General features: G+C 71.5%; 18 protein-coding genes and 3 pseudogenes. 12 read left to right on the top strand and 9 right to left on the bottom strand.

Annotated features, from left to right (window positions below; all coding sequences use genetic code 11):
- Positions 1-2 precede the first annotated feature (2 nt).
- Positions 3-1469, bottom strand: coding sequence for a glycoside hydrolase family 76 protein (locus NQU54_RS29790; protein WP_206331455.1), 1467 nt, complete (start codon positions 1467-1469; stop codon positions 3-5).
- Between the two features lie 18 nt (positions 1470-1487).
- The gene (locus NQU54_RS29785) at positions 1488-2699 is read right to left on the bottom strand and encodes a glycoside hydrolase family 64 protein (RefSeq protein WP_257633745.1); all 1212 of its coding nucleotides are present in this window, start codon (positions 2697-2699) and stop codon (positions 1488-1490) included.
- Positions 2700-3019: 320 nt separating this feature from the next.
- On the opposite strand from NQU54_RS29785, the gene NQU54_RS29780 reads away from it, so the two are divergent.
- From NQU54_RS29780 to NQU54_RS29770, 3 genes are all read left to right on the top strand, one after another.
- Positions 3020-3598 (top strand): DsbA family protein, encoded by a 579-nt coding sequence (locus NQU54_RS29780; RefSeq protein ID WP_257633744.1) that lies wholly within the window; start codon positions 3020-3022, stop codon positions 3596-3598.
- Between the two features lie 143 nt (positions 3599-3741).
- Positions 3742-3912: a hypothetical protein gene (locus NQU54_RS29775; RefSeq protein WP_257633789.1), complete on the top strand. Its 171-nt coding sequence runs from the start codon at positions 3742-3744 to the stop codon at positions 3910-3912.
- 277 nt (positions 3913-4189) lie between these two features.
- Entirely contained in the window at positions 4190-4840 is a 651-nt protein-coding gene (locus tag NQU54_RS29770) for a TetR/AcrR family transcriptional regulator (RefSeq protein WP_257633743.1), read from the top strand.
- On the opposite strand, the gene NQU54_RS50665 is transcribed toward NQU54_RS29770, so the two are convergent.
- Genes NQU54_RS50665 through NQU54_RS29750 form a run of 4 tightly spaced genes read right to left on the bottom strand, consistent with a single transcriptional unit; the run spans position 4735 to position 7623 of the window.
- Positions 4735-5040 carry a hypothetical protein gene (locus NQU54_RS50665; RefSeq protein WP_502362206.1) on the bottom strand — a complete coding sequence of 102 codons (306 nt, stop codon included), beginning with the start codon at positions 5038-5040 and terminating at the stop codon, positions 4735-4737. The two genes, NQU54_RS29770 and NQU54_RS50665, sit on opposite strands and share 106 nt — an antisense overlap.
- A 52-nt stretch (positions 5041-5092) precedes the next feature.
- Positions 5093-6157, bottom strand: coding sequence for a 4-oxalomesaconate tautomerase (locus NQU54_RS29760; protein ID WP_257633742.1), 1065 nt, complete (start codon positions 6155-6157; stop codon positions 5093-5095).
- Positions 6154-6915: a 4-carboxy-4-hydroxy-2-oxoadipate aldolase/oxaloacetate decarboxylase gene (locus NQU54_RS29755; RefSeq protein WP_257633741.1), complete on the bottom strand. Its 762-nt coding sequence runs from the start codon at positions 6913-6915 to the stop codon at positions 6154-6156. Before NQU54_RS29755 ends, NQU54_RS29760 begins: the two co-directional genes overlap by 4 nt.
- 57 nt (positions 6916-6972) lie before the next feature.
- Entirely contained in the window at positions 6973-7623 is a 651-nt protein-coding gene (locus tag NQU54_RS29750) for a GntR family transcriptional regulator (RefSeq protein WP_069867692.1), read from the bottom strand.
- A 195-nt stretch (positions 7624-7818) separates the two neighbouring features.
- Between NQU54_RS29750 and NQU54_RS29745 the strand changes: the two genes are divergently transcribed.
- Positions 7819-10377, top strand: a complete 2559-nt coding sequence (locus NQU54_RS29745) for a polysaccharide lyase family 8 super-sandwich domain-containing protein (RefSeq protein ID WP_257633740.1) — start codon at positions 7819-7821, stop codon at positions 10375-10377.
- Here the strand turns inward: NQU54_RS29745 and NQU54_RS29740 are convergent.
- Positions 10364-11079 (bottom strand): annotated as a pseudogene (locus NQU54_RS29740) (APC family permease); the annotation flags it as partial. The gene NQU54_RS29745 and the pseudogene NQU54_RS29740 overlap by 14 nt on opposite strands.
- On the opposite strand from NQU54_RS29740, the pseudogene NQU54_RS29735 reads away from it, so the two are divergent.
- The 4 genes and pseudogenes from NQU54_RS29735 to NQU54_RS29720 form a co-directional block, all read left to right on the top strand.
- A pseudogene (locus NQU54_RS29735) lies at positions 11073-11621 on the top strand (polysaccharide deacetylase family protein); the annotation flags it as partial. The pseudogenes NQU54_RS29740 and NQU54_RS29735 overlap by 7 nt on opposite strands.
- Before the next feature lie 52 nt (positions 11622-11673).
- The gene (locus tag NQU54_RS29730) at positions 11674-12210 is read left to right on the top strand and encodes a DoxX family protein (protein ID WP_069867688.1); all 537 of its coding nucleotides are present in this window, start codon (positions 11674-11676) and stop codon (positions 12208-12210) included.
- Positions 12211-12340: 130 nt separating this feature from the next.
- Positions 12341-13390 (top strand): alpha/beta fold hydrolase, encoded by a 1050-nt coding sequence (locus NQU54_RS29725; RefSeq protein WP_257633739.1) that lies wholly within the window; start codon positions 12341-12343, stop codon positions 13388-13390.
- A gap of 65 nt (positions 13391-13455) precedes the next feature.
- Positions 13456-13929, top strand: a complete 474-nt coding sequence (locus NQU54_RS29720; RefSeq protein WP_257633738.1) for a hypothetical protein — start codon at positions 13456-13458, stop codon at positions 13927-13929.
- 72 nt (positions 13930-14001) lie between these two features.
- Here the strand turns inward: NQU54_RS29720 and NQU54_RS29715 are convergent, their stop codons facing one another.
- Positions 14002-14769 (bottom strand): NPP1 family protein, encoded by a 768-nt coding sequence (locus NQU54_RS29715; RefSeq protein ID WP_069867686.1) that lies wholly within the window; start codon positions 14767-14769, stop codon positions 14002-14004.
- 292 nt (positions 14770-15061) lie between these two features.
- Between NQU54_RS29715 and NQU54_RS29710 the strand changes: the two genes are divergently transcribed.
- The 4 genes and pseudogenes from NQU54_RS29710 to NQU54_RS50220 all read left to right on the top strand — a co-directional run.
- Positions 15062-16012, top strand: coding sequence for a formylglycine-generating enzyme family protein (locus NQU54_RS29710; RefSeq protein WP_372506078.1), 951 nt, complete (start codon positions 15062-15064; stop codon positions 16010-16012).
- A 56-nt stretch (positions 16013-16068) separates the two neighbouring features.
- On the top strand, positions 16069-17283 hold the full coding sequence (locus NQU54_RS29705) for an ROK family transcriptional regulator (RefSeq protein WP_257633737.1): 1215 nt from the start codon (positions 16069-16071) through the stop codon (positions 17281-17283).
- A 16-nt stretch (positions 17284-17299) separates the two neighbouring features.
- A complete protein-coding gene (locus NQU54_RS29700) occupies positions 17300-17557 on the top strand; it encodes an ABC transporter permease family protein (protein WP_257633736.1) in 258 nt (85 codons plus the stop codon).
- A pseudogene (locus NQU54_RS50220) lies at positions 17542-17640 on the top strand (ABC transporter permease); the annotation flags it as partial. The gene NQU54_RS29700 and the pseudogene NQU54_RS50220, both read left to right, overlap by 16 nt.
- A 58-nt stretch (positions 17641-17698) precedes the next feature.
- On the opposite strand, the gene NQU54_RS29695 reads toward NQU54_RS50220, so the two are convergent.
- Positions 17699-18097, bottom strand: a 399-nt coding sequence (locus NQU54_RS29695) for an RNA-guided endonuclease TnpB family protein (RefSeq protein ID WP_257633735.1), incomplete at its 5' end; no start/stop codon positions are given.

The raw sequence follows: 18097 nt of genomic DNA, 5'->3' as shown, positions 1-18097 counted from the left end.
ACCTAGGGGGCGGCGTTCATCAGGTCGAGCGCACTGTGCTGTCGTGCCGCGTCGGTCTTGTCCAGCGGTCCTGACCAGCGCAGTCCGTACTGGTCCAGGGCGTTGCGGTCGGCGGCGTAGGCGCGGTCGGCCTGCCGTTTGAGGTAGGCCGTGTAGGGGTGGTCGGCCAAGGCCGCGTTCAGCTTGGCCAGCCCCCGCACATGGGCGCCCTTGAACGACGGGCCGTCGGCGCCGCAGTCGCCGGTCTCGCACGGGTCCCTGAGGATGCCGTCGGCCGTGTTGAGCTGGGACGACGTGGTGGCGGCCGTGGCGATGCGGCGGGCCGTGGCGAGCACGGAATCGTCACCGGTCGCCTTGTGCAGCTCGGTGAGGCCACCGAGCAGCACGCCCTGGTTGTAGGACCAGACGGCGCTGCCGTTGTTCTTGCACGTGCCCAGGTCGATGCCGTCGTTGACGAGGTTCGAGGAGTTCACCATGCCGGTGCCCTGGAACCACGTCCATTCCGCCTTCGCCCGCTGGAGGTAGGTGGTGTCGCCGGAAATCCGGTTGTGCAGGGCGGCGTTCAGCTGGAGGTAGAGGGAGTTGGCGATGGCGTTCTTGTAGGTCTTCGCGGTGCTCCACCACACGCCGCCACCACAGGTGGAGTCCCAGTAGGAGGCCATGTAGTCGGCGTCGGCGCGGGCGGTGGCCAGATAGCGGGAGTCCCCGGTGAGGTCGTAGGCGGCCACCCAGGCCAGACCCCACCAGCCGGTGTCGTCGATGTAGTCGTTGCGGAACTGCCCGCCCTGCGCACCGAGGTTGAGGTCGTAGGTGCGGGCGATCGCGTATTCGTAGCTGTGCATGCCGGAGACGCGGATGTTGTCGATGACGGCCGTGAGGGCGTTGGCCGAGTTCCACCAGCCGGTGGTGGAGAACAGCCCGGTCCCGTAGGAGTAGTAGGCCATCTGCGCGGTGGCGGCGGCCGTGCGGCGGTCCCACGCGTTCCAGGTGGTACGGGCCCAGGGGGTACAGGCGATGTCGGGGCGGTCACCGGCCTTGCCGCAGGCCCGTAGCGCGCCGACGCCATGGGCGCCCCAGTCGTCCACGTTGTACATGAGGGTGCGCCAGCCGCGCTGTCCGGCGGGGATGGCGGTGTTGCCGAGGCGGCTGCCGGAGGACCAGGTCCGGCCGCCGTCGAACGAGCGGTCGAGCCACACCTCGTCACCGGGGCTGCCGTTGTCGATGGAGGCCCAGCCCATGGCGTCGGCGTCGTCGAAGTGCAGGGCGATGGAGCGGGAGAAGAGGGTGGCCGTCACGGGGTTGCGGCTCTGCGGGGCGAGCGCCGGGTCGCGGCTGTCGCAGTACTTGTTGCAGATGGTGGCGGACGGCGCCGCCTGGGCCGTGGCCGGGAGGAGCAGCGGGGCCAGCAGGGCGAGCGCTCCGGTGGCGAGGGCGGCCAGGCGGGTGAGCGGCGGTCTCTTGCGTCTCATGCCGTGCCTCCTGTCGGCCTAGTTGAAGGGGTCCAGGGTGATGGACGCCTGCTGCGGATTGCCGTCGTGGACGAGCGACTCGTGCTGGCCGACGTCGTCGAAGGCGAAGGCGTACGCCTTGCCGTCGGCCATCTGGGCGTGGATCGCACGGGCGTAGTGGTTGGTCACGGCGTCGGTGTAGAACCCGGCGTCACTCGTGTCCGGCTGATTGGAGTTGGTGAGCAGGGTCGTGCGGTTGTAGCCCGCGCACAGGGTTCGCGAAATCGGGCCGCGCACCTGGTCGTTGGGCGCGTCGAGCCGCTTGTAGCAGCCGAAGACCGAGTCGGAGTCCGGCCTCTGGAAGCTGGTGACCACGGCTCCGGCGCTGTTGGTGAAGTTCATGACATCGCCGGAGACCCGGCCGAAGTACTTGGTGTCCGGCCGGTCGGCGAAGGGAGTGACCGTGAGGGTGGCGCCGGTGTACTTCTGCCACACCCGGTTGATGTAGTCGTCCATCGCGCTCGCGGGCAGGGCACCCGCCTCGATGCCGTGTCCGGGCGACAGGGCCCGCAGGACGCTGCCGTCCGGCCGGGTCTGGATGAGCTTGCCCCAGCCGCCCGACTGTGCGCGCAGCGCGTTGAAGACGCCGTTGTAGCCGCCGGACTTGAGGTGCCCGGTGGTCTTCACGCTGCCGTCGCCGCCCTGCACCCCCACCGCGTACGGCGCGGAGAACATGTCGACCTGGGTGCTGTTGATGTACAGCCCGGAGACGTCGAGGGTGAACTCGCTCCAGTTGAACAGGATGTTCCGGTTGGGGTCCGAGGGGTTCTGCACGGCGGGCTGCACCAGGCCGCCGGTGGTGAGCCTGAAGTCCAGCTTCTGGCCGTAGGAGAAGTAGACCCGGCCGGAGAGCTTCGGGATGCGGATCGTCACGGACTGGCCGTTGGCCGGTCCCGCGATCGACGCGTCGGGGGCCGGGGTGGGCGGGTTGCCGCCGGCTGGCCAGGGGTGGAAGGTCCCGGAGGCGTCGGCCCAGCCCTGCTGCCCGGTCGAGAGCAGGGTGCCGAGCGTATAGACGTAGATCTGGTCGCCGCGCCCGGAGTTGTTGGTGAACTTCAGCGGGATCGTGCTCGGCACGGCCGCCCGGGCGGACGCCTCGGGGGCCAGTGCGGTGGTCATGCCCAGGGCCAGCAGCAGGGCCGACGCCCAGCAGGGCAGGGTCCGGAATCGGATGGAGACGCGTCTGGACATACGTCACCTCTCGCGCGGCCGCACGGCCGCGTCGCGGGGGAATGGGGAGGGTGCTCGTGAAGCCAGGTTGCGGGGGTCATCATGGCAGCGAACATGACACTGGTCTAGACATACTCACGTTCCGACATCAGCGCACCGGCGGGTGCGGAGCCTTGAGATCATGGGCGTCTGCCGGGTCGGGATCGTCCCGTTTGACTCGGAGACCGCTCCCGCCCGGTCAGGAGACGACGCGCACCCCGCGGGTCATCCGCCTCCATACGGGTACTCGCGGGCTGCGGCCGACGTCCCCCGGCCGTTTTCCCGCTGGGAGGAGACCCCGTATGTACGCGCAGGCGCAGCCCCGCCCGACGCACGTGCCGGCGGGGGTCAACGCGGAAGGCGATGGCATCGTGCTCGGCGACGGAGCGGTGATGATCGACGCCTTCATCGACTTCCAGTGCCCTTACTGCCGGATGTTCGAGGAGTCGTCGGGGCCGATGCTCGACACCATGGTCGAGACCCGCCGGATCACCCTGACCTATCACCCGATAGCGTTCCTCGACGAGATGTCGACCAACTGGTACTCCACCCGGGCCTCGGCCGCCTCGGGCTGCGCGGCCGACGGCGGACGGTTCCTGGAGTATCTCTACATCGTCTTCGCCAACCAGCCGCCCGAGGGCGGGCCGGGACTCACCGACGAGGAGCTCATCGCGCTCGGCACCCCGGTCGGGCTGACCGGCTCCTTCGCGGGGTGTGTGCGCGAGGAGGCCCACCTCGACTGGCCACCGTATGTGACCGCGCGGGCGGCCGCGCGGAAGGTCGGCGCCACCCCGACGGTCCTGGTCGACGGGGTGCTCGTACGGCCTCATCAGAGGCTGATCAAGACGGCCGTGGAGGCCGCCCTCCGCGCCAGGGGGTGATCGGCGGACACCCCGGGAAGGGATCCGCCGGACAGCCTGCGTCCCGAGCAGCGACGGGACCGGTCCACCACCCGGCCACACCGCACCGACGTGGGCATTCGAGGTAAAATCGGCAGCGTCCGCACTAGGAGCGGAGGCATCACATGACCGAGCCAGCCCCCTCCCACGTCGAACACAAGCGGGAAGCCGACCACCCGGACGTGCCGTGGACGACCCCCTCGCAGGCCGAGGGCGAACGCGACGACGAGCGGGACACCGGCCACCCCGACGTACAGAGGACGACTCCCTCACAGGCCGAAGGGGAACGGGACTGAGTGGATCGGCGGGAAGTCGGCCGCGGTTCGAAACGGGCCCTGAACGGGCGCGGGAAACCACTCGACCGTCCACCACGGCGCCGCGGGCGATCGACGGCATCTCCGTGTACTTCCAGCGGAGCGCTTGGGCACCACCCCTCTCGGCACCCGGGCCCGCCACCGGTGATACCCACCGGCAGGCGGGCCCAGCCATGCGGCCCGGCCCGGAGGCTGGAGGCGGCGGCCGATCCTCGTGTGAGGGGCGGCTATCCTGATCGCGGTATCCCGGGGAGGCTGGATGGCACGCGCGACACGGACGGCCGGGACGGGCGGCACCGGCCCATCGGCGACCCGCCACCACGGCAACCGGCATGGGCGCAGCGAACAGGCCCGGCTTGCGGTGCTGAACGCGGCCGACGACCTGCTGGTCGAGAAGGGCTTCGCGGGCGTCACCATGGAGGGCATCGCCACCCGGGCCGGGGTCGCCAAGCAGACCATCTACCGCTGGTGGAGCGCCAAGACCGACGTCCTCATGGACGCCTTCCTCCAGGACGTGGCCGAGGACCTGGCCGTGCGCGACTCCGGTGACCTCGCCGTGGATCTGCGCGCCTATCTGCGCGACCTGGCCTGGTTCCTCAGCGCGTCCGATTCCGGCGCCGTCTTCAGGGCGCTGATCGCCCAGGCGCAGCACGATCCGGCGTTCGCCCAGGACTTCCGGGCCCGATGCCTCGACCAGCAGCGCCACCGCGACCGCCGGGCCCTGGAACGGGCCGCGGAGCGCGGGGAGTTGCCGCCCGACCTGGATCTGGTGGCCGAGGCCGACCAGCTCATGGGCCCCCTCTACTACCGTGTGCTGGTCACCGGCGAGCCCGTTGGCCAGGACTTCACCGACCGGCTCGTCGACGCCTTCCTCCACCGCCACGGGCTGACGGCTCCGGCGACGGACTGACTCCCGGAGGCACCCGGCCGGGCGGAGTCACCGCCCGGCCGGCGGCGTGATCGCCGCGGCCGGGAGACCGTCCAGGAACAGGGCCCCGCGAGCAGCGCGGCGCTTCCGCGCGGTGTGACGTCCCGCGCGCGCAGCTCCGTGTCCAGCGCGGCCAGTGCGGCGGCCCCCTCGGACGTGGCGGTACCACCCGCCTCGAGCACGGTGTGCGCCTTGCGAACGGGTCCTGACGGGCGGGCGCGGCGGGGCACCGGATCAGGCGGGCCGGGGGAAGACCGTGCCGTCGAAGATCTTCCGCGCGGTGCGTACGACGGCCGTTCCCCGTGCCGCGGGCGTGGCCCCGCTGTGGTCCACGGCCGTGTCGATGTCCAGGAAGCCGGTGGGGTGTTCGATGCGCAGCCGCTCCCCCGTCGCCGGGAGCCGGGCCACGTCCTCGCCGACGTTTCCCTCGACACACAGCCCGGCGGCGACACTGGCGGCGCCCAGGACGCCGATCGCCGTATGGCAGCGCACCGGGATGAAGGTGCGGGTCATCACGGTGCCACCGTGCACGGGCGGGGCCAGCAGGCTGAGCTTGGGCACGGTCGTGGCGCTCACATCGCCCAGGCCCATCAACCGGCCCGCCGCCAGCCGGATCTCCTGGAGCCGGGCGCCGAGCGCCGCGTCCGCCTCCAGCTCCCCGGGGTCCTCATAGCCGGTGACGTTCAGCGCGGACGCGGCGATCAGCACGGTCGGCATGCCGTTGTCCACGCAGGTCACCGGGGTGCCGTCGATGAGGTCGCGGGCGTGGCCGGTGGGCAGCAGAGGGCCGCCGCCCTGCTGGAAGGCGATCACCATCGGGGCGGCGGAACCCGGGACACCCGAGATCTCGGCCGAGCCGGTGTAGTCCACGCACCGGTCCGGGGTGGGAACGGTCACGGTGGCGTGGTCACCGCTGTTGACCATCCTGATCCGCACCGGTGTCCGCCCGTCCCGGGCGGCCACCAGACCCCGCTCCACGGCGAAGGGGCCGACCCCGGCCAGGAGGTTGCCGCAGTTCTGCCGGTCGGAGACCTCGGCCAGGTCCACACCGATCTGGAGGAACAGATAGACGACGTCGGTCTCCGGGTCCTGGGAGGCGGAGACGACGGCCACCTTGCTGGTCAGGGGATGTGCTCCGCCGAGGCCGTCGATCTGCCGCGGATCGGGGCTGCCCATGATCCGCAGCAGCAGGTCGTCACGGGCACCGGGGTCGGACGGCAGGTCCTCCGCGAGGAAGTAGCCGCCCTTGGAGGTGCCGCCGCGCATCAGCATGCAGCGCACGCCTTCCGGCCCGGTCATGAGACGGCCCCGCCACGGGCGCCTTCGGCGTACTCTGCGTATGGCTGGTACCGCACCCCGAGCCGGGCGAGGGTCTCCCGCAACCCGTAGCGGTCCAGGCCCAGTTGGCCCTCGGCGAAGGCGGCCCTGGTCGCCTCCTCCTTCGCCGTGCGCGCCTTGGCCGCCTCGACGGCCGTGGCGGCCGACTCGCGCGGTACGCACATCACCCCGTCGTCGTCGGCGAGGATCACATCGCCGGGGCGTATCCACTGCCCGCCCACCACCACGGGCACATTGACGGATCCGGCCGTGGCCTTGACGGTGCCCTGCGCACACACGGCGGCGGACCACACGGGGAAGCCCATCGCGCGCAGTTCGGCGGTGTCGCGCACCCCGGCGTCGATGACCAGGCCGCGCACGCCGCGGTGGTGGAGCGCGGTGGCGAAGAGCTCGCCGAACATGCCGTCCGTGGACGGCGATGTGGTGGCGACGACGAGGATGTCGCCCTCGGCGCACTGCTCGACCGCGGCGTGGATCATCAGGTTGTCGCCGGGCCAGCACAGCGCCGTGACCGCGGTGCCCGCGATGCGCACGTCCTGCTGGACGGGGCGCAGCCCGGGGCCGAGGCAGCGGGTGCGGCCCATGGCCTCGTGCACCGTGGCCACGCCGTACCCCCGCAGGGCGTCCACATGCCGGGCCTCGGCGCGTGGCGGGCCGGTGACGATCAGACCGCTCGGCCGTGCGGCAGCGGGCAGGTCACCCGCGCTACCGTGCGTCATTGCTGGTATCTCCTTGCTGGACAGGTCGTCGCCCCACCCCGCGGCGCGAACCGCGCGTCATTCGCTCAACGCGTCGATCACACTGGTGAGGTGGGCACGGACGGCCGCTTCGGCCGCCTGTGGGTCCCTGGCCCTGATCGCTTCGATCACGGCCAGGTGTTCACCCAGGGACCGCTGGGCACGCCCCGGCCGCAGCGCGAGCTGGAAGCGATGGCGCACCAGCTGTGCGTTGAGCCGCTCCAGCAGCTCCACTGCCACCTGCTGACCGGAGAACTCCCGGATGCGGGCGTGCAGTTGGTGGTTGAGGTCGGAGTAGGTCAGCGGTTCGCCGTCGGCGACCGCCTTGGACATCGCCGTGCCCAGATCGGCCAGTTCGGCCAGTTGCTCCTCGCCGGCCTCGACGGCCGCCTTGGCGGCGCACAGCCCTTCCAGGACCATGCGGCATTCGGTGATGGCCACGGCCTCCTCGACGCTCACCACCCGCACCCGTGAGCCACGGTTGCGGATCCGCTCGACCAGACCCTCGGACGCCAGATCGATCAGCGCCGCGCGGATGCTCGCCCGGGTCACACCGAACTGCTCGGCGAGCTCGTTCTCCACCAGCCGCTGGGCCGGCGCCATCTCCCCGCGCGAAATCGCCTGCCGCAGCTGCTCCAAGGCATGCTGCTTGGCCTGCTCTCCGGTGCCTGGACGAGCTTCGTTCGGCATCGTGTGCCCTCCCTGAGTGAGTGCCTGTCGAAGGTAAATCTAGGCCAACAAGATTGTCAACGATTCTGTTGCCCATATTGGCGACATGCAGCCGCCCAGGTTCCCCGCTTCCGGTCCCGTGACAGGGGGTGCCGGGGTTGCTTGAATGGTGCGGCGGTTCCCCCATCGGATCCCGTCGACCGTTGGAGCGTGCCCGTGCCCCTCTCGCGTCGTGCTCTCGTCTCCACGCTCCCGGCCGCCGCCCTGGCGGCCATGGCCCTGCCGCTTCGCGCGGCCGCGACCGGTGGGACGGCGGGAGGTGGGGCGACCGGGGCGGCTCACACCCGGCTGATCGAGAACACCGTGGCCGCCTTCGCCGGAACACCGGACGTAGGCGCCCGCCCCGAGGTGCGCGCCAAACTCGCGTCCATCGCCACGACCGCCCGCTCCCGCCTCACCGCGATGGACCGCGCCGGGCAGGGCGAGCTCTTCCAGGGCATCCCACTGGGCACGAGCGATCCCAACCTGGTCACCTCCTACCAGTACCTCTATGAGATCGCCCTCGCCACCCGCACACCGGAAGGCGGCACACCATCCGGACCGGCCGGTGACACCGGCGTCCAGCGGCGCGTCATCGACGGGCTGATATGGCTCCATGAGCACTACTACGGCGACCAGTCGAAGGGCTACTACGGCAACTGGTTCACCTGGGAGATCGGCATCTCCACCCACGTCAGCAAGATGCTGGCGCTGCTCGCGGACGAACTCGCCGCCTACCGGCCCGAACTCGCCGCCACCTACGTCGCCTCGATGGACGCGTATCTGCGCAACGGCAAGGACCGTGACGTCGACCTCGACTCACGTTTCCACACCGGCGCCAACCTCGCCGACATCACCACCAACCGCGTCCTCCAGGGCGCCGTCCTCGGCGACGACGCCCGGATCACCAAGGCCGTCGCCGACCAGCTGACCGTCCTGGCGACCATCGACCCGTACGACCTCCGGCACGGTGTCACCGACGGCTTCTACGCCGACGGCTCCTTCATCCAGCACGCCTCCGTGGCCTATACCGGCTCCTACGGCAGGGGGCTGCTCACCCGCGTCGTGCAGACCATCAAGATGCTCGACGGCACCGGCTATACGGCAGATGACCGGCTGGTGCGCGTCGCCCAGGGGTGGGTGGTGGACGGCTTCGCACCGCTGATCTTCGAGGGCTGGCTGATGGAGATCGTCAAGGGCCGCGGGGTGTCCCGGCCTGCGACGGGGTACGCCGATACGGCCGAGGTGGTGGAGGCCGTGGTGGACCTCTCCGCCCACGCCACCGGCGCCGACGCCACGGCGCTGAAGGGCTATGTGGCGTATCTGCGGCAGACCTCGAAGGCCACGCTCGACCCCTCGGCCTTCGTGTCCCCGGTGAGCATCGCGGCTTACGCCGACATCCTCGCCGACTCCTCGATCCCGGCCCGGGACCTCGGGCCCGCCGAGCGCCATGTCGCGTTCAACGCGATGGACAGAACCGTCCACCGGCGCCCCGGCTACGCCTTCGCCCTGGCCCGGAGCTCGTCCAGGATCAGCCGGTACGAGTACATGAGCGGCGAGAACCTGATGCCCTGGTTCCAGGGGGACGGCGCCCACCATCTGTATCTGTCCGGCCAGGACCAGACCCAGGCGTTCGGCATCGACTACCTCACCACCGTCCCGCCCCACCGCCTCGCCGGTGTCACCGCCCCGGTGGAGACCCGCCGCACCGTCCCCGAGCTGTACGGCACGCTCTGGTACGACAACCCCGAGCGCGGCTTCACCTCCTCGTCGGAGGCGCAGAACACCTATGTCTACTTCCCCCGGAGCACCCACCCGTTCTCCGGTGGCGCCGCCCTGGGCCCGTACGGTGTGGCGGGGTTCGTCCAGTCCGACGATGTGGCGTACGCGGCGAAGCAGTCGGGCGGCCTCCCCGACGACTTCGTGGTGTACCGCGACGCCGATGCCACCAAGTCGTGGTTCCTGTTCGACGACGAGATCGTGGTACTGGCCGCGGGCGTCGGCGACACCGCCGGCCGCGCGGTGACGACGACCCTCGACACCCGGATCGCCGCCCCCTCGGACACCCTCGCCCTCACCGGGCGGCTGCGCGGCGGCGCCCCCTGGTCCGGCACCGGCACGGCCCCGCTCGAATGGCTGCGGTACGCCAATGCCACGCGGGCCGCCTCGGTCGGATATGTCTTCCTCGACGGGCCACCGCCCACCGTCACGCTCGACACCGTCACCCGCAGCCGCCGCGCCGTGCGCCTGTCCAACCCCGACCTCCCGGTGACCAAACAGCTCTTCGCCGTCACCGTGGAGCGTTCGGCCGACGCGCCGCACACCTCGATGGCGTACGCCCTCGTCCCCAACGCCACCGAACACCAACTGGGCGCCTACGCCCGCCGTCCGCTCACCGTCCTGGCCAACACCACCCGGCTCCAGGCCGTGGTCCACCGGGGCCTGCGCATCACCGCGCTCAACGCCTTCACCCCCGGCACCCACCGCGCCGGGCGGCTATGGGTGCGCGGGCCCGGCTCGGTGCTGCTGCGGGAGAGGCAGGACGGCACCGTGGCGATAGCGGTGTCCGATCCGACCACCGAACGCGACACGGTCCCGGTGGTCATCCGGGGCCGGAGGACGCGGGCCGTGGCGGCGGACGACGGTGTCCGGGTGGGCCGGGTCCCCGGGGGCACCCGGATCGTCGTCACCACCCGCCACGCCTACGGCCGCAGCTTCACCGCTACGCTGCGCTGATCTGCGATGTCCGCAGGTGCTGGGCGCCCGCGCGGACCGCCCACCCGAACACGGCGAGCGCCAGGACACCCACCACCAGGGTGTCGTACGGCGCCGGGAGGCGAGCGGAACCGCCGAAGGTACCCAGCCACGACAGCGCGGTCAGCGCGGCCAGATGGACGACCAGCCAGGCGCCGCGCCGCAGCTCCACCCCCAGGGAGGCGCCTGCGTCCGCACGGCGCTGAAGCAGGAACAGCACCGCACCCAGCAGCACGAACGGCAGGGCGAGCCGCAGATCGTGCCAGCCCGACCAGTAGACGAACTCGGTGGCCACCACGAAGCTCACCGGTGCGATCCAGCGCACCCCCGGCACCTGGCCCTCGGCCAGAGCCACTCCCCGCTCCCGGTCATGTGCCCGGAACACCGCGACGGCGACCGCCGAGGCCGCGTAGATCAGTACATATCCGCGCCCGGCGCGCCATCCTGGTGGGCGTCGATGGCCACGCCCACGTAGGCCGATCCGCCCGGTGAGATCACGGCGTCGGTGTAGAGCAGCGTGGCCAGCCAGTGGAGATTGAGCACCAGGGCGAGCTGCCCGAAGGGCGACTCGAAGTCGACTCCCTTCCAGCCGTGGCCCAGCAGCGAATCGGGCACCGTGAAGAGGAAGGCCAGCTGGAGCCCGAGGTAGACCAGCACGGCGAGGCCGATGCCGGTGAGCCGAGCGGGCCGGGGCCCGGGTCACCGTCCTCGCGGTCGGCACCTGGCTCGACGAGCGCCCGGAGATGGCCCGGCGGATCCTGGACGGCGGCCATGAGCTGGGCAACCACACCATGCGGCACCGCGCCGTGTGCGCACTGCCCGCCGACGAGGCGTACGCGGAGATCACCGAGTGCGCGGACCGGCTGCGCCGCCTCACCGGGACCATCGGCAGCTGGTTCCGGCCGTCCCAGGCCCGTACCGCCACCGATCTCGTGACAGCCTGGCGGACCGCGCCGGATATCCGCACGTCCTCTCCTACGACGTGGACTCCCTCGACTTCCAGGACCCGGGGCCCGACGCGGTGCGGGACGCGGTCCTCGGCCAGGTCCGCGCCGGTTCCGTGGTTGAGTCTGCACTTCGGCCACACCGCGACCCTGACCGCGCTTCCCGCGATCCTCGACGGGCTGCGCCGGCGCGGGCTGCGCACGGTCACCACGGCGGAGCTGATGCACTCCGATGGCGTAGCAGCGACGGCGGGCCCGGGGACGCGTACCGAGACTGGGTGAGACTCCGGGCGGCCGCCCGTGGTGTTGCCCGTACGGGAGCGGAGGAGGCCCCATGCCCCAGCGCAAGGATCTGGGACTGCTCGCACTGCGCCTCGGCGTGGGCGGGGTCCTGGTCGCACACGGCACGCAGAAGCTCTTCGGCTGGTTCGGCGGCGACGGGCTGGCCCGCACCGGTGAGAGCATGGAGGCGATGGGCTTCCGCCCGGGGCGGACCAGTGGCCTGGCGGCCGGGCTGGGCGAGGCGGGCGGCGGGCTGCTGCTCGCGCTCGGTTTCGCCACTCCCGTGGCCGGGGCGGCGGCCGCGGGGACGATGGCGGGCGCGGTCTCGGTACACGCCCCGGCCGGGTTCTTCGCCACGTCCGGCGGTTATGAGTTCACGGCCCTGCTCGGTTGCTCGGCGGCGGCGCTCGGCATCTCGGGGCCCGGCCGCTACTCCATCGATCACCTCACCTGCCATGTGCTGGACCGGCCGTGGCTGATCGCGGCGGCGTTCACCACGAGCGCGCTGGCGGCGGCCGGGGTCATCAAGCGCCGGTTGGCGGTGACCGCGGAGCGCGAGCTCGTCGACGAGGAGGAACTGCTCGAGTAGGGACCGCCCACTCCGCTCCTCTTCCCGTCACCTGTCCGGCAGGTGACGCACGGCGTGCGAGGGTCACACCCGTGCGCCATGGTGGATGCCAGGGCCGGGGAACGGCCGCGCTGGCGGAGGGCGGGTGCGGATGGTCAACAGGCGCAGCTTCTGGAAGATCGTGGGTGCGGGTGCGGTCGGGGCGCCGTTCGCCGGCCTGACCGCCGGCTCGGCCCGGGCCGCGGGGGTCCCCCCGGAGGAACGGACACCGGCCGGGCGGCCCCACACCTCCTTCGCCGCCCTGCGGCAGATCAAGGCCGGGGAGCTGAACGTCGGCTACGCCGAGGCCGGTCCGGCCCATGGCCCCGCGGTCGTTCTGCTGCACGGCTGGCCCTATGACATCCACAGCTATGTCGATGTGGCGCCCCTGCTGGCCGCCGAGGGCTATCGGGTGGTCGTTCCGTATCTGCGCGGCTACGGCACGACGCGTTTTCTGTCGCCCCGGACGTTCCGCGACGCCCAGCAGTCGGTGTTCGCCCTCGATCTCCTCGCCTTGATGGACGCCCTCGGGATCGAGCGGGCGATCCTCGCCGGATACGACTGGGGCTCGCGAACGGCGGACATCGTCGCGGCGCTGTGGCCGAAGCGCTGCAAGGCACTGGTCTCGGTGAGCGGCTATCTGATCACCAACCGGGAGAAGAACAAGCAGCCGCAGCCGCCCAAGGTCGAATGGGCGTGGTGGTATCAGTACTACTTCGCCACGGAGCGGGGTGTGCTGGGGCTGGAGAACGCGGAATACCGACGCGAACTGGCCAGGCTCGTCTGGCGGTTCAACTCGCCGACATGGCGTTTCGACGAGGCCACCTTCGCCCGCACCGCCGCCGCCTTCAAGAATCCGGACTACGTCCGCATCGTGATCCGCAACTACCGCTGGCGGCTGGGGCTCGCGGAGGGCGATCCCCGCTACGACGGTTTGGAGCGGCGCCTCGCCAAGGGCCCCGTCATCGGTGTCCCCACGGTCACGCTGGACGGCGGACGCGATCCCTTCACCCCGCCCGGGGGCGGTGCCGCGTACCGGGACAAGTTCTCGGGTCCGTACGCCCACCGGACGCTCAGGGACATCGGCCACAATGTGCCCCAGGAGGCTCCCGAAGCCTTCGCCGAGGCCGTGGTCGAGGCCGACCGGCTGCGACGGCGCTGAGCACCGCCGCCGGGCACGGGCCGCCATGAGAGACCACGGGACGCCACGTCCGAAGGGGGCAGGGGATGGCGGAGTTCGAGGTGGCCACCGGCGCCGCGGAGGTCCCCGACGGCGGCGACGGCCGGGGCCGCCGGGCCGCGGTACGGACCGCCTTCGAGGGGCTGCTCCAGATCCGCCGGCTGATGAACACCGACGCCGCCGACCCCGGAGGTGTGCCCGCCGAGTGGGAGCGGCGTCAACCGGTGCGGGCCGTGGCCATCGCCCTGGAGGCGGCCGGTGTTCCGCCGTCGGCCATGGACACGGAGGGCCACCGCACGGCGACCGGCTACTGCCTGGGCGCGGCGGAGCGTCCCGAGGCGGTGCGGGTCGAGTGGCTTGGGCCGCCGGGGAGTGGCGCCGGGTACGCGGCGGAGGACGCGCTGCGGAACTGTGCGGCCGTGCTGCGCCGGCTGGGCTGGGAGGCGCTGGAGTACCGGGGCCCGCGCCGCCACCGCTACCTCGAGGTCGAGCCGCCCCCGGCCGGACCTCCCCGGCGCTGACCGGCCGACGGGCGGACCCCGGCCCCGGGAGGCGGGGGCGGTGCCAACCGCTTCGCCTCCCGGGGGCGTTTCTCACGCGTTGGGGTCGAAGGGGATCTCGGACGGCTTGGCCCCCGCGAGGTGTGAGTTGAACGCGCTGTCCTTGAGACCGAAGTTGGCGCTGCCGAAGTCGGCCTGGCTCAGCTTGTCGCGCAGCCCTGCGGGGTAGCCGTTCCAGCCGACCAGCGCGGGGTACTGCCAGGTGTGGTAGTGGTTCTCCGGCGGCTCGTCGTTGGTGTTCGCCGGGCGGAAGCAGTGGGTGCTCAGGCCGTCCTTGTGGTACACGACCTTGGGGTGGGTCCCGTCCCAGAGGATCTGGTCACGGGGGTAGATGTTGAACTTGCCGTGGGCCGAGGTGGCGACGTACTTGGCCTCGTTGTCCTGCACCCACACCACGACGTGCTCCCAGTCGTGGCGGTGTCCGCCGAGACCGCTCCCGGCCACGGCCTGGTCCTTCTCGAAGTACAGGCCGTAGATGATCGCGCACCAGCCGTTGTTGCACTTGGAGCGGGCGTACCCGTTGGTGTTGTCGAGGTCCCAGGAGTCACGGCACTGGCCGTTGAGGGCCCCGCTGGGGTTGAGCCCGCCCGCGATCGTGCCGTCGGGGCCGATGGCGGGCGTGGGGTAGCAGCCGTCGGTGTCGTAGTCGAACGCCGGCTGGAACGTCTGCTCCGTGCCGTCCGCGTTGGCGGGCAGCGCCGTGGGCGGGTCGGCGAGCGCACTGCCGGGAAAGGCCACGACCAGGGCGATGGCGCTGCCGAGGATGGCGGACACTCTGCGGATCCGCGAACTCTTCTTCACTGCGTCCTCCTGAACGACCGCGGCGTGGCTCCACACCGGGGTGGGGGGTTGGCATGCTCAGGTCAGCATGATCGCATTCCTTGATCGGCGGCGGGAGATGTCGCCGTGATGAAGAGTCAGCCAACAGCTGTAGCAGGTGAGATGGGGTGGCAACAGGAGGGGAGCGGGCACCGGGCGCGGGACTCGGCGGATCCGCGGCCGGTTTCGGGTGAAATACTCGGCGCCGACCGCGGGCAGCGTTTCCGCGGGGCGTCACGCCCGCCACCGTCTCGCAGGCCCGGGAGAGATTCGCATGGACCGTATCCAGGCACGCCCCACCAGCTGTTGTGCGCCGTCCCGCGGCGGCGGCCCGGCCGTCACCGCCCCCTCGGCCACGGCGCGGACCGGCCACCACGACGCGGACATGGCGCCGCTGCCGGGCGGGACCTTCCTGATGGGCACCGAGGACGCGGAGGGTTTCCCCGCCGATGGCGAGGGGCCGGTCCGGGAGGTGACCGTCGCCGCGTTCCGGATCGATGTGCACGCGGTGACGAACGAGCGGTTCGCCCGTTTCGTACGCGAGACCGGCCATGTCACCGAGGCCGAACGGTTCGGCTGGTCGTATGTGTTCGCCGGGTTCCTGCCCGCGGCACTGCGCAAGGGCGCGCCACGCCCCGAGGGGACGCCCTGGTGGTGCGGGGTCGAGGGGGCCACATGGCGGGCGCCGGAGGGGCCGGGCAGTGACGTCGGCGAGCGGGGCCGCCACCCGGTGGTCCACATCTCCTGGAACGACGCGGTGGCGTACTGCCGCTGGGCCGGGGCCCGGCTGCCCACCGAGGCCGAGTGGGAGTACGCCGCCCGCGGCGGGCTGGTGGGGCGCCGGTATCCGTGGGGCGATGAGCTGACCCCCGGCGGTGTGCACCGCTGCAACATCTGGCAGGGGCGTTTCCCCGTCAAGAACACGGCCGAGGACGGCTATCGGGGGACGGCCCCGGTGGACGCCTTCGAGCCCAATGGGTTCGGTCTGTACAACGTGTCGGGGAATGTGTGGGAGTGGTGTACCGACTGGTGGTCCACCGACCACACCGACCGGCCGCGCACCGACCCCAGCGGCCCGGCCACCGGCATCGGCAAGGTGATGCGCGGCGGCTCCTATCTGTGCCATCAGTCGTACTGCAACCGCTACCGCGTGGCCGCCCGCACCTCCAACACCCCCGACAGCTCCACCGGCAACCTCGGCTTCCGCTGCGTCCGCGACGTCTGAACCCTCTTTTTTCCGGGGTGTTGACGTAATAGATGGGCGTGCGCATGCTGGTCGGCATGCACCCCCATCAGGACGGCCCCCTGGCCCGGCTGCGGCGGGGACACGAAGACTTGGTACTGGAGCTGTTGCGCAAACACGGCCCGCTCAGCCGGGCCGAACTGGGACAGCACAGCGGGCTCTCCCGGACCACCCTCAGCGATATCGTCACCGAGCTGATCGAGAGCGGCGCCGTGGTCGCCACGGCGCCCGGAACGGCCCCGCGCAGACGGGGACGGCCGGTGGAGGCGCTGACGCTCAACCCCAGCGCGGGCCAGGCCATCGGCATCGACTTCGCCCGCCGGGCGGTGCATGTCTCCGCGGTCAATGTCGCCCATGAGGTGATCGGGTCGGCCAGTGAACCGCATGACCCGGGACTGCCCTGGGAGGAGCGGATCGCCCTGGCCGAGCGGCTGGTCGGCACGCTCGCCGACGGCGCCCTGCGGCTGGGCGCGCTGAACGCCATCGGGGTGGGCGTGGTCGGCCCGGTCGGCGATCCGGACTCCGGGCCCGCGCAACCCTGGCCGTCCACCGATCTGCCCGCCCTGCTGCGCAAGCGTTTCCAGGCCCCGGTGCTGGTGGACAACAACACCCGGCTCGCCGCGCTCGCCGAGGCGACCTGGGGCGCGGCGGCGGGCGGCCGGGATGTGCTGTATCTGCGACTGTCGCACGGTGTGGGCGGCGGGCTGGTGGTGGCGGGCGCCCTGCACCGCGGGGCGTACGGGCTGTCCGGCGAGTTCGGGCATATCGCGGTCGAGTCGGGCGACGGACGATGTTCGTGCGGCGCCACCGGCTGCCTGGAGACGGTGGCCTCGGTGGGCGCCGTGCTCGCCGCCTACCGCCGCGCGGGCGGACACGCGGACGGTCTGGCCGAGCTCCTCGGGGCGCTGGAGGCCGGCGACCCGGTGGCGCTGCGCACGCTGGAGGCGGCCGGCACCCATATCGGCACCGTACTGGCGGCGGTGTGCAACGCGGTCGGCCCCGGGGTGATCGTGCTCGGCGGTGAACTCGCCACGGCCGGCACACCACTCTTCGAACCGGTCGAACGAGCGCTGCGCGCACACATCATGCCGATCTCACGGGACCGTGTGGACCTCAGGCCCGCGACGCTCGGCGAAGCCGGTGGCGCCCTGGGCGGTATCGCCCTCGTCCTGCATGAATCCCCCTGCTCAGCCATTACCCGGCCGCTCCGGGCTGACCCGGCCCGGCCCCGGGCCGAAGAGGAGGACCCATGAACTCCGCGAGGCGTCCATGACGGTGGTCACCGCGCCCGAGAAGACCCCCACCACACCGGAAGCGCCACGCGGCGCACGACGTACCGTCCGCCCCCTCGTGTTCAATCTGATCGCCCTCGTCCTGGGCGTCGCCCTCTGGGCGATGACGGCCGCCGCGGGGCTCGCGGACATCCCCGGACCGCTCTCGGTGAGCTCCAGGGCGCGGGAACTGCTCTCCGACGGAACCCTCACCCAGGACGCGCTGGCCAGCCTGCGGCGCTCTTCGTGGGTCTGATCAGCATCGGTGTCATCGGCCTGGTCATGGACCGGCTGTTGCTGCTGGCCGAACGCCGTCTCACCGCGTGGCAGCGTCGATGAGCCCCAAGATCTCTTTCCGGGACGTGGTCAAGACCTACCCGTTGACTTCCTCCCCCGTCTAGAGGCGGGGGAGTCCAGCGGTCGCCCGCTGGATTTCCTGCTTCACCGACGACCGCCCCGTCCGGGAGGACTCCCGTTGAGGTCTTACACCGTCTCCACAGGCAGACGCCGCCAGCCCGGCGGCCAGGATGTTGCGCGCCGCGTTCACGTCGCGGTCATGCACCGCACCGCAGTCGCACGTCCACTCGCGGACGTTCAGCGGCAGCTTCTCGCAGACCGTCCCGCACGCCCCGCACAGCTTACTGCTGGGGAACCAGCGGTCGACCGTCACGAGTTCGCGCCCGTGCCAGGCGCACTTGTACTCCAGCATGGAGCGCAGTTCCGTCCACGACGCATCGGAGATGGCGCGCGCGAGTTTCCCGTTCTTCAGCAGATTGCGGACGGTGAGGTCCTCGAT

Source organism: Streptomyces malaysiensis subsp. samsunensis, from assembly GCF_024519315.1.
Classification (GTDB): domain Bacteria; phylum Actinomycetota; class Actinomycetes; order Streptomycetales; family Streptomycetaceae; genus Streptomyces; species Streptomyces malaysiensis.
This window is presented reverse-complemented; position numbering and strand designations above follow the sequence as displayed.